The 14758-nt window shown below is 64.4% G+C and carries 13 protein-coding genes, 1 tRNA gene and 1 pseudogene; 12 read left to right on the top strand and 3 right to left on the bottom strand.

What is annotated here, in order from left to right; genetic code table 11:
• Window positions 1–2: 2 nt before the first annotated feature.
• Window positions 3–1742, bottom strand: a complete 1740-nt coding sequence (locus tag AC56KZ_RS01535; protein WP_497160368.1) for a putative bifunctional diguanylate cyclase/phosphodiesterase — start codon at window positions 1740–1742, stop codon at window positions 3–5.
• A gap of 343 nt (window positions 1743–2085) precedes the next feature.
• On the opposite strand from AC56KZ_RS01535, the gene AC56KZ_RS01530 reads away from it, so the two are divergent.
• The 4 genes from AC56KZ_RS01530 (at window position 2086) to AC56KZ_RS01515 (ending at window position 5401) form a co-directional block, all read left to right on the top strand.
• Window positions 2086–3786: an isovaleryl-CoA dehydrogenase gene (locus tag AC56KZ_RS01530; protein WP_497160367.1), complete on the top strand. Its 1701-nt coding sequence runs from the start codon at window positions 2086–2088 to the stop codon at window positions 3784–3786.
• A gap of 96 nt (window positions 3787–3882) precedes the next feature.
• Entirely contained in the window at window positions 3883–4533 is a 651-nt protein-coding gene (gene upp, locus AC56KZ_RS01525; RefSeq protein ID WP_497161196.1) for a uracil phosphoribosyltransferase, read from the top strand.
• Window positions 4530–4907 (top strand): Hpt domain-containing protein, encoded by a 378-nt coding sequence (locus AC56KZ_RS01520; RefSeq protein WP_497160366.1) that lies wholly within the window; start codon window positions 4530–4532, stop codon window positions 4905–4907. The genes upp and AC56KZ_RS01520 overlap by 4 nt, the downstream gene beginning before the upstream one ends.
• 290 nt (window positions 4908–5197) lie before the next feature.
• Window positions 5198–5401, top strand: a complete 204-nt coding sequence (locus tag AC56KZ_RS01515) for a cold-shock protein (protein WP_182988379.1) — start codon at window positions 5198–5200, stop codon at window positions 5399–5401.
• A 123-nt stretch (window positions 5402–5524) separates the two neighbouring features.
• On the opposite strand, the gene AC56KZ_RS01510 is transcribed toward AC56KZ_RS01515, so the two are convergent.
• Window positions 5525–6427, bottom strand: coding sequence for a LysR family transcriptional regulator (locus tag AC56KZ_RS01510; protein WP_497161195.1), 903 nt, complete (start codon window positions 6425–6427; stop codon window positions 5525–5527).
• A gap of 118 nt (window positions 6428–6545) precedes the next feature.
• On the opposite strand from AC56KZ_RS01510, the gene aceB reads away from it, so the two are divergent.
• Window positions 6546–8135, top strand: coding sequence for a malate synthase A (aceB, locus tag AC56KZ_RS01505; RefSeq protein WP_497160365.1), 1590 nt, complete (start codon window positions 6546–6548; stop codon window positions 8133–8135).
• Between the two features lie 8 nt (window positions 8136–8143).
• Here the strand turns inward: aceB and gloB are convergent, their stop codons facing one another.
• The gene (gloB, locus tag AC56KZ_RS01500) at window positions 8144–8953 is read right to left on the bottom strand and encodes a hydroxyacylglutathione hydrolase (RefSeq protein ID WP_497160364.1); all 810 of its coding nucleotides are present in this window, start codon (window positions 8951–8953) and stop codon (window positions 8144–8146) included.
• 21 nt (window positions 8954–8974) lie between these two features.
• Here gloB and AC56KZ_RS01495 point away from each other — a divergent pair, with 21 nt between their 5' ends.
• From AC56KZ_RS01495 to AC56KZ_RS01465, 7 genes and pseudogenes are all read left to right on the top strand, one after another.
• Complete coding sequence (locus tag AC56KZ_RS01495; protein WP_497160363.1) at window positions 8975–9748, top strand: class I SAM-dependent methyltransferase; 774 nt, start codon at window positions 8975–8977, stop codon at window positions 9746–9748.
• 23 nt (window positions 9749–9771) lie between these two features.
• Window positions 9772–10212: a ribonuclease HI gene (rnhA, locus tag AC56KZ_RS01490; RefSeq protein ID WP_497160362.1), complete on the top strand. Its 441-nt coding sequence runs from the start codon at window positions 9772–9774 to the stop codon at window positions 10210–10212.
• A 55-nt stretch (window positions 10213–10267) separates the two neighbouring features.
• Window positions 10268–10975 (top strand): DNA polymerase III subunit epsilon, encoded by a 708-nt coding sequence (gene dnaQ / locus AC56KZ_RS01485; protein WP_497160361.1) that lies wholly within the window; start codon window positions 10268–10270, stop codon window positions 10973–10975.
• A 39-nt stretch (window positions 10976–11014) separates the two neighbouring features.
• Window positions 11015–11089 (top strand) — tRNA-Val (locus AC56KZ_RS01480).
• A 261-nt stretch (window positions 11090–11350) separates the two neighbouring features.
• A complete protein-coding gene (locus tag AC56KZ_RS01475) occupies window positions 11351–11938 on the top strand; it encodes a PEP-CTERM sorting domain-containing protein (protein ID WP_497160360.1) in 588 nt (195 codons plus the stop codon).
• Window positions 11939–12097: 159 nt separating this feature from the next.
• Window positions 12098–14395, top strand: coding sequence for a heavy metal translocating P-type ATPase (locus AC56KZ_RS01470; RefSeq protein ID WP_497160359.1), 2298 nt, complete (start codon window positions 12098–12100; stop codon window positions 14393–14395).
• Window positions 14392–14567 (top strand): annotated as a pseudogene (locus tag AC56KZ_RS01465) (MerR family transcriptional regulator); the annotation flags it as partial. The gene AC56KZ_RS01470 and the pseudogene AC56KZ_RS01465, both read left to right, overlap by 4 nt.
• Window positions 14568–14758 lie beyond the last annotated feature (191 nt).

The following is a 14758-nucleotide window of genomic DNA, read 5'->3' as shown; positions in this document are numbered from 1 at the left end:
TGTCAGCGCCGGTCTTGCGGCAGCAATGCCGTGTAATGGTTGTCATGCAAGGCGGCGAGGGCGACATGGGCCGGCATCGGCTTGCCGGTCAGGTAGCCCTGCACGTAGCGGCAGTCGCGCTCCTGCAGCCAGCCCAGCTGTTCTTCGGTCTCGACGCCTTCGGCCACGACCACCAGGTCGAGGTGGCGCGCCAGGTCGAGCACGGCGCAGCAGATGGCCGCTTCCTTGTGCGCGCCCGGCAAATCCTTCACGAAAGCGCGGTCGACCTTCAAGACCGAAATCGGGAAGCGTTTCAGGTAGGCCAGCGAGGAATAGCCGGTGCCGAAATCGTCGATTGCGATGCGCGCGCCGCGTTCGGCCATGCGGGTGAGGATGGTTTCGGCATGCTGCGGATCGACCATCAGCGTGCCCTCGGTAATTTCCAGCACCAGCCGGTTGCCGGGCAGCTCGGACAGTGCCAGCGCCTGGTCCAGCACCTCGAGGAATTTGTCGTTGCGGAACTGGCGCGGACTGATGTTGACCGAGATGTAGAGCTCGCGCCCGGCGGCTTCCTCGAACTGGCGCAGCTGGACGCAGGCCGCCTTCAGGGCCCAGGCGCCGAGCAGGTTGATCAGGCCGTTGGTTTCGGCGATCGGGATGAAGCGCACCGGCGGCACCATGCCCAGGGTCGGGTGCTTCCAGCGCATCAGCGTCTCGAAGCCTTCGATGCGGCGCGTTTTCGCGTCGACGATCGGCTGGTAGTAGAGCAGGAATTCGCCCTCGCGTACCGCGGTGAACATGGCCGCCTCGAGCGAGATGTCGTGCTGCGGTGGGCCCTCTTCGCGTACGCTGTAGACCACCGCGCGCGCCTTGCCGGTTTCCTTGGCGCGCGCCAGCGCGGCGTCGGACAGCGCCAGCAGGCCGACGTCGTCCTCGGCGTGCTGCGGGTACAGGGAGACGCCGACCGAAGCCGCGAGATAGATGGTGTGGCCGTCGACCTCGAAGGGCGACTGCAGCGCCGCCAGCAGGCGGCCGGTGACGAGCTTGATCTGGGCCTCGCTCACGGTGCCGGGCAGGACGGCGACGAATTCGTCTCCGCCCGGACGCGCCAGGGTGTCGCTGTCGCGCAGGGCGCGGCGCAGGCGCGCCGCGGCCTGGCGCAGCACCGTGTCGCCGACCTGGTGCCCGAGGCCGTCGTTGACTTTCTTGAAGCCGTCGAGGCCGACGGTGGCCACGGCGAAGCCCTGGCCGGAGCGGCGCGCATTCGCCACCACCATGCGCACGCGGTCGGCCAGCAGCAGCCGGTTCGGCAATTCGGTGAGGGCGTCGTGGGTGGCCATGTGGCGCAGCCGCTCTTCGGTCGCATGCTGGACGCCCATGTCGCGCCCGACCACCAGCAGGACGCCGCTGCTGACGGTGGCGATGCGCAGTTCGAAGGGACGGTAGTCGATGCCGGCATCGCGCGGATCGCAGCGCATGCGCACGCGCACCAGCACCGGTTCGGCCGCCGCAACGGCCTCGACAATGGCGGTGCGCAGCGCAGGCGCGTCGTGGTCGGCCACCAGCGCGGCCAGCGGCGTTCCCTCGAGCGGCAGGTCGATCCCCAGCAGGCGCACGGCGCGGCGGCTGACAGCGCGGATCTGGCCGCTCGCGGCGATCTGGAATACGGCGTCCCCGGCCGCCTCCATCAGGCTGTCGAGGCCGGTACCTGCCTGGGCCTGCAGCGGCGGGTTCATCGGCACGGCGGCGGAACTGGAGCGCATTATTAAAATAGTTGTCTTATTGCTGGAACCGGGAAAGGGTGGAACCGCGCAATGGGTTCAATCCGCCAATGACTTTATCACTTAATAATTCCGTCAGGAATTAATATTCTGGACGTGCGTTCTCGTTCGCGCCTCTTTCACGCGTCGTCTGCCTCGCAGCAGGGGCAACTTGCCGCAAGCCGCGCTTTGCGTTAGCCTCTTGACGAATCGCCAATAATGCAGGGTCGTGACATCTTTTGCATTGTCGCCGATAGGAAAGAAACAAGGGAAGCTATCGGTCTAAAACGATGCTTTTGCGCAACATAACCGCCTGGGCATGGCCAGTGCCCGGGCAGGAACCGCCATGACCCACGCTTTGCCACCCGCTGCGACGCCCTTCGACACGCATGAAGTCGTGAACCAGGCGCCGCCCTTCGGCGACGTCAACCTGTTCCTGGCCGACCCGGCCTTGCAGGAAGCGCTGGTGCGCGAAGGCGCCGGCTGGGCCGCAGCCGAACTCGATGCGCTGGGCGAGCGGCTCGGCCGCGCCGAGGTGCTCGACCTGGCGCGCCTGGCCAACGCCAACGGCCCGCGGCTGGTGAACTTCGATCGCAGCGGTCGCCGTATCGACGAGGTGGAATTCCATCCCGCCTGGCATGCCTTGATGGAACTGATGATCGGCGCCGGCGCGCACAGCCAGCCGTGGCTTGAACCGCGCCCTGGCGCCCAGGTCGCGCGCGCCGGTGCCTACCTGCTGTTCGGCCAGGTCGAGAACGGCGCCCAATGCCCGGTGACCATGACCTACGCTGCGGTGCCAGCCCTGCGCCGCGCCGGCCGCCTCGGCGAGCGCTGGCTGGCCAAGATACTGACGCTCGACTACGACCCGCGCTCGCTGCCGATGCAGCACAAGCGCGGCGTCCTGGTCGGCATGGGCATGACCGAGAAACAGGGCGGCACCGACCTGCGCGCCAACACCACGCGCGCCACCCGCTGGGACCCGACCGATGCGCGCAGGCGCTTCGGCGACGAGGGCGACGACGCCTGGCGCATCGTCGGCCACAAGTGGTTCTTCTCGGCGCCCCAGTCCGATGCCCACCTTGTGCTGGCCCAGGCGGACGGCGAGGGCTGTGCCGGACTGTCCTGTTTCCTGGTCCCGCGCTTTCTGCCCGACGGCGAGCGCAACGCGATCCGCGTGCAGCGCCTGAAGGACAAGCTCGGCAACCGTTCGAACGCCTCGTCCGAGGTCGAATTCTGCGGCGCGGGCGGCTGGCTGGTGGGCGAGGTCGGGCGCGGCATCCCGACCATCCTGGAAATGGGCAGCCATACGCGGCTCGACTGCGTGGTCGGCACGGCCGGCATCATGCGCGCCGCCCTGTGCCACGCGCTGCACCATGCACGCGGCCGCGCCGCCTTCGGCAAAGCGCTCGTCCAGCAGCCGCTGATGCAGAATGTACTGGCCGACCTCGCGCTCGAGTCGGAAGCGGCCACCGCGTTCGCGCTGCGCCTGGCGCGTTGTTTCGATTGCCCCGACGATCCCCATGAACACCTGCTGGGGCGGATCCTGACCCCGGCCGGCAAATACTGGCTCTGCAAGCGCGGCCCGGGTTTTGGCGCCGAAGCGATGGAAGTCATGGGCGGCAATGGCTATGTCGAGGATGGCCCGCTCGCCCGGCTCTACCGCGAGTTTCCCGTCAATTCGATCTGGGAAGGCTCGGGCAACGTGATGTGCCTGGACGTGCTGCGCGCGCTGGGCAAGCACCCGCAGGCGGCGCGCGCCGTGCTCGAAGCGGAACTGGCGCCGGCGGCCGCGCAGGATGCCCGCTTCGCGCGCTATGTGGAGATGCTCCTGGAAGACCTGGCCGGCGCCGACGAGGCCGGCGCGCGCCGCCTGGCCGAGCGCCTGGTGATTGCGGTGCAGGGCGCGACGCTGCTGCGCCACGCGCCGCCCTATGTCGCCGAGGCCTTTGTCGCCTCGCGCATTGCCCAGGATGTCGGCGGCGCCTTCGGCCGGCTGCCGCCCGGCCTCGACCTGGAAGCCATCCTGGCGCGCGCCCTCAGGAGTTGACATGAAATTTCTACAAGCTGGACGCGACAAATCCGCGCGCGGCTGGGATAATGCCCGGTTACGAGCCTCAACCAAAGAACACACCCCATGCCGATCATGAACCAAGACCCGCGCTTTCCCAGCCTCTACATCCTGAACCACCCGCTGATCCAGCACAAGCTGTCGCACATGCGCGAGCACGACACCTCGACGCGCACCTTCCGCGAGCTGCTCAAGGAAATCACGCTGCTGATGGGTTACGAGATCACGCGCGACCTGCCGCTGACGACGCGTCCGATCCAGACGCCGCTGGTGACGATCGACGCGCCGGTGATCGCGGGCAAGAAGCTGGCCATCGTGCCGATCCTGCGCGCCGGCATCGGCATGAGCGACGGCCTGCTGGAACTGGTGCCATCGGCGCGCGTCGGCCACATCGGCGTCTACCGCGACCCGGACACCCACGAGCCGGTCGAATACCTGGTGCGCCTGCCTGACACCTCCGAGCGCACCTTCATCCTGTGCGATCCAATGGTCGCCACCGGCAATTCGGCGGTGCACGCGGTGGACGTGCTGAAAAAGCGCGGCGTACCGGAAGAGCACATCATCTTCCTGGCCCTGGTTGCGGCGCCCGAAGGCGTGAAGGTGTTCCACGACGCGCACCCCGGCGTGAAGCTGTATGTCGCCTCGCTCGACTCGCACCTGAACGAGCATGCGTATATCGTGCCGGGCCTGGGCGACGCCGGCGACCGTATCTTCGGTACCAAGTGACCGGCATCGACAGCGGCTTCTTCGCCCGCCTGACGCAGGCCAACCGCGATTTCCGCAGCGGCCTGCCGGCCACGCTGGGGCGCATCCAGGCGGCGCGCGCCGATTTCCTGCCGGCCGTGCCCAGCCAGCAGCAGGTGGTCGAACTGCAGGCGCTGCTGCACACGCTGGCCGGCGCCGCTGTGACCTTCGGCTTTCGCGAGCTGGGGCAGGGTGCGCGTGCGCTGGAACAGCGCTTGCGCGTGCTGCGCGCTTTCGACTCGGTGGGCGAGGACGACTGGCGCGCCTGGCTGGCTGCGCTCGACGACTTCGTGCAGGCAGGCCTGGACGGGCCGCCTCCCGCGTATCACAGCGCCGCTTTCTCGCTATTGCCTTGATCCAAAAGTATTGCACCGGACCGTTTGATCCACCGCAAACTTAAGCCCTGACGATGCCCTATATTCTCCTTACTGCCGATTCAAAATCAAGCCGCGCAAAGTTGGTTTAGAGCATTGCTAAGCGGTTCGCACAATTATTTTGCGAAAACCGGTTGCAATCTGTTTTATTCGGTATAATACGGGATCGTTGGGTTCGAGCTAGTAAGTGCAGTCTGTCTGTCATTTCTTTCTTGCTACTTCAAACGATCATAAACGGGCGTAAGCCCACTTAACTGAAATAGGAAATTGTAATGGCAACTGGCATCGTTAAATGGTTCAATGACTCGAAGGGCTTCGGCTTCATCACCCCTGACGAAGGCGGCGAAGATCTGTTCGCTCACTTCTCGGCTATCCAGAGCCAAGGCTTCAAGTCCCTGCAAGAGAACCAGCGCGTCTCGTTCGACGTGACCTCGGGTCCTAAGGGCAAACAAGCATCGAACATCCAGCCGATCTAATCGTCTGAATTACTGATGTAAAAAATCCTCGGCTTGCCGGGGATTTTTTTCGTCTGGACTTTTTGTTCCAGGCCGCCTTTGATTTTTACTCGGTAGTTACGCGTCTCTCATTACTACGCGACTTTATCCGGCCGGAGCAAGACGCTCTGCATAAGCGCGGCGCAGGAAGTCGACAAAAGCACGAATCCTTAATGGCAGATGGCGCCTCTGGGCGAATACCGCATGGATATCGTTTCCAGGCGCCGCATATTCATCGAGCACCGTTACCAGCCGTCCCGCCGCGATCTGCGCGCCCACTTCCCACATCGAGCGCCATGCCAGGCCTTTGCCGGCCAGCGCCCAATCGTGCAATACCTCGCCGTCGTTGCAGACCAGGTTGCCCGGTACTTTCAGGGTCAGCGTCTTGCCGCCGTCACGGAAGGTCCAGCCGCGCTGGCTGCCTTCGCTGCTGATCGCCAGGCATTGATGGCGCTCCAGGTCGCCAGGCGTGCTCGGTCTGCCGTGACGCTTCAGATAAGCGGGGGATGCGACCACGACGCGCGCGTTGCCTGCCAGTTTCACGGCGACCAGGTTGGAATCCGAGAGACTGGCGATGCGGATCGCGACGTCGACCCCTTCGCCGACGACGTCGACGATGCGGTCGGTCAGGTTCAGGTTGATGCCGAGCTCGCGGTGTTCGGCGAGGAAAGAAGGCAGCAGCGGGGCGACGTGCTGGCGCCCGAAACCCGCGGGCGCCGATACCAGCAAATGTCCCTTGGCATGGCCGCTGCGCTCGGCCACCGCATTCTCGGCTTCTTCCATCTCGGCCAGGATGCGCTGGCAGTCTTCCAGGAAAGCGGCGCCCTCGTCGGTGAGGACCAGGCGCCGCGTCGTGCGCTGCAGCAGCTTGACGCCGAGGCGGCCTTCGAGCGCGTCGAGCCGGCGCCCGATCATGGCCGGCGCGATGCCCTCGGCGCGCGCCGCACCGGACAGACTGCCGCGCGCCACCACTTCGACGAAGGTCGATATTTCCCGGAATTTTCCCAACACGTGCTCCCATCTGTGACAAATACGCACAGATGAAGTGAGTAATTGTATCGTTTCGCTACTTTAACTCTAATATACTTAATGATATGACAAACGCCAACACACGAGGAGTAATGCCATGACCATCGCCACCCCGCCGGGTTTGGAGATCCGCGCCGAGATCAAGCCGGGCTTCGAGCAGATCCTGACGTTTGACGCCCTGGCGCTGATCGCCGACCTGACGCGTCGCTTCGAGCCGCGCCGCCAGGAGCTGCTCGCCGCCCGCGTCGAACGCGCGCGCCGCATCGACGCCGGCGAGCGTCCGGACTTCCTGCCGGAGACGCGCCACGTCCGCGAGGGCGACTGGACCATCGCGCCGATTCCGAAGGCACTCGAATGCCGCCGCGTCGAAATTACCGGCCCGGTCGAGCGCAAGATGGTCATCAATGCGCTGAACTCCGGCGCCGACAGCTACATGACCGATTTCGAGGACTCGAACGCGCCGAACTGGGACAACCAGATCACCGGCCAGATCAACATGCGCGACGCCGTGCGCCGCACGATTTCCCTCGAGCAGAACGGCAAGACCTACCAGCTGAACGACAAGGTAGCGACCCTGGTCGTGCGCCCGCGCGGCTGGCACCTCGACGAAAAACATGTGCTGGTCGATGGCAAGCGTGTTTCCGGCGGCATTTTCGACTTCGCGCTGTTCATGTTCCACAACGCAAAAGAACAACTCGCGCGCGGCGCCGGGCCCTATTTCTATCTGCCGAAGATGGAATCGCATCTGGAAGCGCGCCTGTGGAACGATATCTTCATCGCCACCCAGGAAGCGCTCGGCCTGCCGCGTGGAACGATCAAGGCGACGGTGCTGATCGAAACCATCCTCGCCGCTTTCGAAATGGACGAGATCCTGTACGAGCTGCGCGAGCACAGCGCCGGCCTGAATGCGGGCCGCTGGGATTACATCTTCTCGTGCATCAAGAAATTCAAGCTCGACAAGGACTTCTGCCTGGCCGACCGCCCGAAAGTGACGATGACCTCGCCCTTCATGCGCGCCTATGCCTTGTTGCTGCTCAAGACTTGCCACAAGCGAGGCGCGCCGGCGATCGGCGGCATGGCGGCGCTGATCCCGATCAAGAACGATCCGGAAAAGAACGACATCGCCATGGGCGGCGTGCGCAGCGACAAGGCGCGCGACGCGAACGACGGCTACGACGGCGGCTGGGTCGCCCACCCGGGCCTGGTCGAGCTGGCGATGACGGAATTCACCAGGGTGCTGGGCGAGCGTCCGAACCAGATCGACAAGCAGCGCCCGGATGTCGAGGTCACCGCTGCCCAGCTGCTCGACTTCAAGCCGGAAACCCCGATCACCGAAGCCGGCCTGCGCTACAACATCAACGTCGGCATCCACTACCTGGGCGCCTGGCTGGCCGGCAACGGCTGCGTCCCGATCCACAATCTGATGGAAGACGCCGCCACCGCCGAGATCAGCCGCTCGCAAGTCTGGCAGTGGATCCGCTCGCCGAAGGGCGTGCTCGAGGACGGCCGCAAGGTCACCGCCGAGATGGTGCGCGCCATGATTCCGGAAGAACTGGCCAATGCGAAAGCTGCCGCGCCCAATGGCGACAACCCGAGCTATGCCAGGGCCGCCGTGATCTTCGAAGAAATGTCGACGTCTGAACAGTTCGCGGAATTCCTGACGCTGCCGCTGTACGAGGAAATCTGAGCGCTGCCTTAAAACACGTTCTTCCACTCCCGCAAGGCCGCGAAGGTTTGCAGCGGCGTTGCGCCTTCTTTCAGCTTGCCCGCCGCCACCAGGGCCGCGATGATGCCCGGCTCGCGGTAACGCAGGAAGGGATTCGTGCTGCGCTCGAGTCCTATCGTTGACGGCACGGTGGGCAGCCCGGCTGCTCTTTTCGCCGTCTCGTCGCGCATGCGCAGGTGCAAGGCCCCATTCTCGGCGTCGACCGCCTCGGCAAACCGCAGGTTTGCCAGGGTGTACTCGTGCGCGCAATAGACTTCCGTGTCCTCGGGCAGGGCAGCGAGTTTCTCCAGGGACTCTGCCATCTGCGCCGGCGTGCCTTCGAACAGGCGGCCGCAGCCGCCCGCGAACAGGGTATCGCCGCAGAACAGCCAGTGCAGCCCCGGCGTACGCCGTACATAGGCAATATGGCCGAGCGTGTGGCCGGGAACCTCGAGCACCTCGAGCGCGAGATCGATTCCCGGCACCTGCACCCGCTCGCCCTGGCCCAGGGGATGGGTGAGCGCATCGATCCCGTCATTGCGCGGGCCATATACCGGCACCGGAAAATGCGCCAGCAGCGCGGGCACGCCGCCAATGTGGTCAGCATGATGATGGGTGAGTAAAATGGCGGTGAGGCTCAATCCATGTTCGTGCAATGCGGCCAGGACAGGCGCGGCGTCGCCGGGATCGACGACGGCGGCGTGCAGGCCGTCATGGATCAGCCACAGGTAATTATCCTTGAACGCCGGTACGGTCAGGACAGTCAAATCGTTACGGGCGCCGTCAGGCAAATGGGTCATGGTTTTGCAAAAGAGGTGGTCATGGATAGCGCTGCATCCGAAAAATCCATTATAGCGCTCGACGAATGGCTGCTTTCGCCGGCCGGCGCCTATGTGCGCGCCTTCGAGCAAGCTTGTCTGGACGAACTCACGGCCGACATCTTCGGCTACAACGCCGTGCAGGTCGGCGTGCCGCAGATCGACGCGCTGGCCGCCAACCGCATGCCGAACAAGTGGCAGGCGGCCACGCGCACCTCGACTTTTGACGAACTTGAATTCGCGGCGAGCGGCAAGCAGATTGCCGTGGCCCTCGATTTCGCCGAGTTGCCCTTCGCCTCGCAAAGCCTGGACCTGGTGGTGCTGCCGCACGTGCTCGAGTTCGCCGCCGAACCGCACCAGGTGCTGCGCGAGGTCGAGCGCGTGCTCATTCCCGAAGGCCAGGTGATCATTTGCGGGTTCAATCCGGCCAGCCTGTGGGGCGTGCGCCAGGGGATCGGCAAGGTCACGCGCAACGGCTACCTGCCGGCCGCAGGCGAATTCATCTCTATGCCCCGCCTGAAAGACTGGTTAAAATTGTTGAATCTCGGCCCGACGCGCAACCATTTCGGTTGTTACGCGCCACCGTTTCGCACCGCCCAGTGGATCGACCGCTTCTCAAGCATGGAAGCGGCGGGGCAGCGCTGGTGGCCTTACCTGGGCGCGGTGTATGTCGTGCACGCGGTCAAGCGGGTCAAGGGCATGCACCTGATCGGGCCGGCATGGAGCAAGAAGTCAAACCGGGCTCCGCAAGCGGTCCCGGCAACCAACAGAGAATGACGAATCAAGGAAGACCCGGCAGCATGACGACGAAAGTGGAAATTTTTACCGATGGCGCCTGCAAGGGCAATCCGGGCGCGGGCGGGTGGGGCGCACTGCTGGTGGCCGATGGTCATGAAAAGGAAATCTTTGGCGGCGAACCGAATACCACCAACAACCGCATGGAACTGAAGGCCGTGATCGAAGCGCTCGGCGTTTTGAATCGTCCCTGCGACGTGGTGCTGCATACCGACAGCCAGTATGTGCAGAAGGGCATCTCCGAATGGATCCACGGCTGGAAGGCGCGCGGCTGGAAGACGGCGGCCAAGGAGCCGGTGAAGAACGATGATTTGTGGAAGGCGCTCGACCTGGCCCAGCAACAGCATGCCGTCGAATGGCGCTGGGTGCGCGGCCATAATGGCCACCCCGGGAACGAGCGCGCCGACGTGCTGGCGAACCGGGGAGCGGCCACCGTCCGCCGTTAGGCCGCGCCTGCTTGCGTTATACTGCAGGCTTGCCTAACCTTAACAAAAGCAAGCCATGCGCCAGATTGTCCTCGATACCGAAACCACCGGCCTGAACCCGCGAACCGGCGACCGCGTCATCGAAATCGGCTGCGTCGAACTATTCAACCGCACGCTGACCGGCAATAATTTTCACGTCTATATCAACCCCGAGCGCGAGTCCGACGAGGCCGCGCTCGCGGTGCACGGCTTGACCACGGAATTCCTGCGCGACAAGCCGAAGTTCCACGAGATTGCCGAAGATCTGCGCGCCTACATCCAGGGCGCCGAAGTCATCATCCACAACGCGCCCTTCGACCTGGGCTTCCTGAACCACGAATTCCAGCGCCTCGGCCTGCCGAGTTTTGTTTCGCATTGCGGCGGCGTCATCGATACCCTCGTCAACGCCAAGGAAATGCACCCCGGCAAGCGCAACTCTCTCGACGCCCTGTGCGACCGCTATGGCGTCTCGAACGCCCACCGCAAGCTGCACGGCGCGCTGCTCGACTCCGAACTGCTGGCCGACGTCTACCTGGCGATGACGCGCGGCCAGAATTCGCTGTCGATGGACCATGAGGTGGAAACCGCGAACGACGGCATGCTGCTGGAAGCCGTGCCGCTCGGCGAGATCATCGTTGTGTCCGCCAGCGATGAGGAACAGGCGCAGCATGAAGAGCTGCTTGCCGGCCTCGACAAGGGCGTCAAAGGGAATTGCATTTGGAGAAATTATTCTCTACAGGGGTGACGGTAGAGAAATCCTGTGGCATAATACGCCTCGTTGTCAGGGAGGTTAGCTCAGGGGTAGAGCACTGCATTCACACTGCAGGGGTCGCAAGTTCGAAACTTGCACTTCCCACCAGAATTCAGCTGTTCAATCAGCCACCCAGAAAGAGCCGGAGCTAAATGCTACCGGCTCTTTTTTCGTCTGTGTAATTTTCCGGTGTATTTCTGGATGCGAAGCTTTTATTCTGTCGAGAAACTTTACATCGTGGCGCTGGCGAATTTCAACCGTTTACCTTAGCCATTGATTTCATTGAGTATTTCTTAGCTGGCATGAATGTTGCTATATTTCATTTATAGTTAATATAAATCAATGTAGCATTAGCCCCTGGGAAAAATCATGAATCAACTGTCCAAACTCGCCACCATCCTCGCCACTGCATTCGCCTTTGCCGGTAGCGCACAAGCAAGCATCATTGACTTTGAAACGGCCAGCTCCATCTCGTCCAGCGGCCTGGTGTTTTCTCAGGCTGATCGTCTTAAATGCAGCACCTATTTCACTCAAGACACTGGCTATTGCCGTGGACTGGCATCTGGTGACTATACGGCATTTTTCTACGAGACGACGACTGTGACCAAGAGCGGGGGCGGACTGTTCGACTTCAACGGCTCCTTCCTGACGGCCGCATGGAACGACAATTTGAACGTCGATGTCAAAGGCTACAAGAACAACGTGCTGGTCTACAACCAGACCAAAATTATCAGCGACGACGTCGCAACCTATTTCGCCTTTGCTTACACCGGCATCGATCGTCTGGTCCTGAATAGTTATGGCGGCGTCGATGCCGGCACGCCCGGTTCGGGCACGTACGTAGCCATGGACAATTTCCGTTTCAACGAAGTGCCTGAGCCAGGTTCGCTGGCCCTGCTCGGTCTCGGCTTTGGCGCACTGACCATGCTGCGCCGTCGCCGCGTGCGCGCAGCCTGATTGGTTGCTGCATCCTTGATTTGACCTGCGCTGCGCGGGTAGTAAAAAAGCCCATCAGCTTCGGTTGATGGGCTTTTTGCGTTCTGGCCTGGCATTCCTTCCCACCGTGGCAAGGTGTAGGCTGTCGTTTCTCAAACAAAAACACCAGGAGGGCGTGGCATGGACATCTTGCGCAAAGGGGCGGCAATCGAGGCCGGCCATGCGCTTCCCGGGCAGACCGTCGAGCTGTCCGTGGAGGGCATGCGCTGCGCGTCCTGCGTCGGCCGGGTCGAGCGGGCGATCAGGGCCGTGCCCGGCGTGGCCGAGGCCAGCGTCAACCTGGCAACGGAACGCGCGACCGTGCGCGGCGTGGCGGCGCCCACGGCGCTGCTGGCCGCGCTCGGCCAGTCCGGCTACGCGGCGCGCCAGGTCGATACGCTGGCCGGCGTCGGCGACGACGCGGGCGCGGCCAGCAAGGATGCAGAGCAAAGGGCTTTGAGGCGCGATCTGCTGCTGGCAGCGGCGCTCGCGCTGCCGGTCTTCCTGCTCGACATGGGCGCGCACCTGGTACCGGCCATGCACGAATGGGTGATGGCCAAAGTCGGGCAAGGGCCGAGCTGGATACTTCAATTTGTCCTGACGACGCTGGCGCTGCTGGGACCAGGCCGGCGCTTCTTCACGCAAGGCCTACCTGCGCTGCTGCGCCTGGCGCCCGACATGAATTCGCTCGTGGCGCTCGGCACGCTGGCGGCCTGGGGCTATTCGGTGGTCGCGACTTTCGCTCCAGGCTTGCTGCCGGCCGGCACGGTGAACGTGTATTACGAGGCGGCCGCCGTGATCGTGGCGCTGATCCTGCTCGGGCGCTTCCTCGAAGCGCGCGCCAGGGGCCGCAGTTCGCAGGCGATCGGGCGGCTGGTCGGCCTCCAGGCCAGGGTGGCGCACGTGGTACGCGCTGGGCGCACGCAGGATATCCCGGTGGGCGAGGTGGCCGTTGGCGAGATCCTCGAGCTACGTCCGGGTGAGCGCATTCCGGTCGACGCCACGGTCCTCGATGGCGACAGCTATGTCGACGAGTCCATGATCAGCGGCGAAGCGCTGCCGGTCAGGAAAACGCAGGGCAGCGCGGTGGTCGGCGGGACCGTCAACCAGCAGGGCGCCTTGCGCCTGCGCGCCACCGCCGTCGGCGCGCACACGGTGCTGGCGCAAATCATCCGCCTGGTGGAGGGGGCGCAAGCGTCCAAGCTGCCGATCCAGGCGATGGTCAACAGGGTGACGATGTGGTTCGTGCCCGCGGTGATGCTGGCGGCTGCGCTGACCTTCCTGGCATGGCTGGTGTTCGGGCCTTCGCCGGCGCTCGGGTTTGCGCTGGTCAATGCCGTGGCGGTGCTGATCATCGCCTGTCCCTGTGCGATGGGACTGGCGACGCCAACCTCGATCATGGTCGGGACCGGGCGCGGCGCCGAACTCGGCGTGCTGTTTCGCAAGGGCGAAGCCCTGCAGCGCTTGAAGGAGGCGAGGGTGGTTGCCTTCGACAAGACCGGCACGCTGACCGCGGGCCGGCCCACGCTGACCGACCTCGAGCTGGCGGCCGGCTTCGAACGCGGCCGGGTACTGGCGCTGGTGGCCGCCGCCGAGTCGCGCTCCGAGCATCCGATCGCCCGCGCGCTCGTCGACGCCGCAGCCAGGGAAGGTGTGCCGCTGCTTGAGACGACCGGTTTCGATTCCGTGACCGGCATGGGCGTGCGCGCCGTCGTTGACGGCGCCCGCGTGGAAGTGGGGGCCGGGCGCTACATGCACTCGCTCGGCATCGACGTGGCAGGCTTCGCCCTCGCCGCCGCCCGGTTGGGCCAGCAAGCCAAATCGCCGCTGTATGCCGCCATCGATGGCCGCCTGGCCGCCATCCTCGCCGTGGCCGATCCCGTCAAACCCGACTCGGCGGCGGCGATTGCCGCCCTGCACGGGCTGGGCCTGAAGGTGGCGATGATCAGCGGCGATGAGGAACGCACCGCCAGGGCGATTGCGGCGCACCTCGGCATCGACGAGGTGATTGCCGGCGTGCTGCCCGAGGGGAAAGTGCAGGCGGTCCGGCGGCTGCGCTCGGAACACGGCGCGGTGGCGTTTGTCGGCGACGGCATCAACGACGCGCCGGCGCTGGCCGAGGCCGACGTCGGCCTGGCGATCGGCACTGGTACCGATGTCGCGATGGAGGCGGCCGATGTGGTGCTGATGTCGGGCAGCCTGCAAGGCGTTCCGACGGCGATTGCGCTCTCGAAGGCCACCATCGGCAACATCCGGCAAAACCTGTTCTGGGCCTTTGCCTATAACGCGGCGCTGATCCCGGTGGCGGCCGGGGCCCTGTATCCGGCCTGGGGCCTGCTGTTGTCGCCGCCCTTCGCGGCCGGCGCCATGGCCTTGTCGAGCGTGTTCGTGCTCGGGAATGCTTTACGCCTGCGCTCGTTTGCCGAAGTGCGGGTATGAATATCGGGCAGCAGCGAAAGCGTCAGGCGTCTCGGCGACGATGATTCGATATTACGAGGGAATCAACGTGATTGCGGCGGCGCGCAACGAAGCGGGGTACCGGAAATATGCCAATCAGGACGTGCACCGCTTGCATTTTGTCGGGCTTGCGCGCGACCTCGGGGTTTCGGTTGCGTAAATTGGGGCGCTGCCTGCCCGATCCTGGCGACCCTCGAAGATCCCGCGCAGCGGCCCGGAGCATGATCAACGCTCGGGGCGCCAGCGTCTCCGCAGGCACGGACAGGAAGCCCTGCCCATGCCTGTCCGTGCCCAGGGACCGGTGCCTGAGCGGACAAGCCCCCTGGTATTTTCACTGGATTTAAA

The sequence above is a fragment of the Telluria sp. LT2P34 genome (assembly GCF_059685915.1).
The sequence above is the reverse complement of the archived record's forward strand: the minus strand, read 5'-3'. Positions and strand labels throughout refer to the sequence as shown.

Bases quoted from the DNA above. Each gene is read 5' to 3' on its own strand.
- upp (WP_497161196.1), top strand. From the start codon at position 3,883: ATGAACCAAGACCCGCGCTTTCCCAGCCTCTACATCCTGAACCACCCG.
- dnaQ (WP_497160361.1), top strand. From the start codon at position 10,268: ATGCGCCAGATTGTCCTCGATACCGAAACCACCGGCCTGAACCCGCGA.
- rnhA (WP_497160362.1), top strand. From the start codon at position 9,772: ATGACGACGAAAGTGGAAATTTTTACCGATGGCGCCTGCAAGGGCAAT.
- AC56KZ_RS01530 (WP_497160367.1), top strand. From the start codon at position 2,086: ATGACCCACGCTTTGCCACCCGCTGCGACGCCCTTCGACACGCATGAA.
- AC56KZ_RS01475 (WP_497160360.1), top strand. From the start codon at position 11,351: ATGAATCAACTGTCCAAACTCGCCACCATCCTCGCCACTGCATTCGCC.
- AC56KZ_RS01470 (WP_497160359.1), top strand. From the start codon at position 12,098: ATGGACATCTTGCGCAAAGGGGCGGCAATCGAGGCCGGCCATGCGCTT.
- AC56KZ_RS01495 (WP_497160363.1), top strand. From the start codon at position 8,975: ATGGATAGCGCTGCATCCGAAAAATCCATTATAGCGCTCGACGAATGG.
- AC56KZ_RS01515 (WP_182988379.1), top strand. From the start codon at position 5,198: ATGGCAACTGGCATCGTTAAATGGTTCAATGACTCGAAGGGCTTCGGC.
- aceB (WP_497160365.1), top strand. From the start codon at position 6,546: ATGACCATCGCCACCCCGCCGGGTTTGGAGATCCGCGCCGAGATCAAG.
- AC56KZ_RS01535 (WP_497160368.1), bottom strand. From the start codon at position 1,742: ATGCGCTCCAGTTCCGCCGCCGTGCCGATGAACCCGCCGCTGCAGGCC.
- gloB (WP_497160364.1), bottom strand. From the start codon at position 8,953: ATGACCCATTTGCCTGACGGCGCCCGTAACGATTTGACTGTCCTGACC.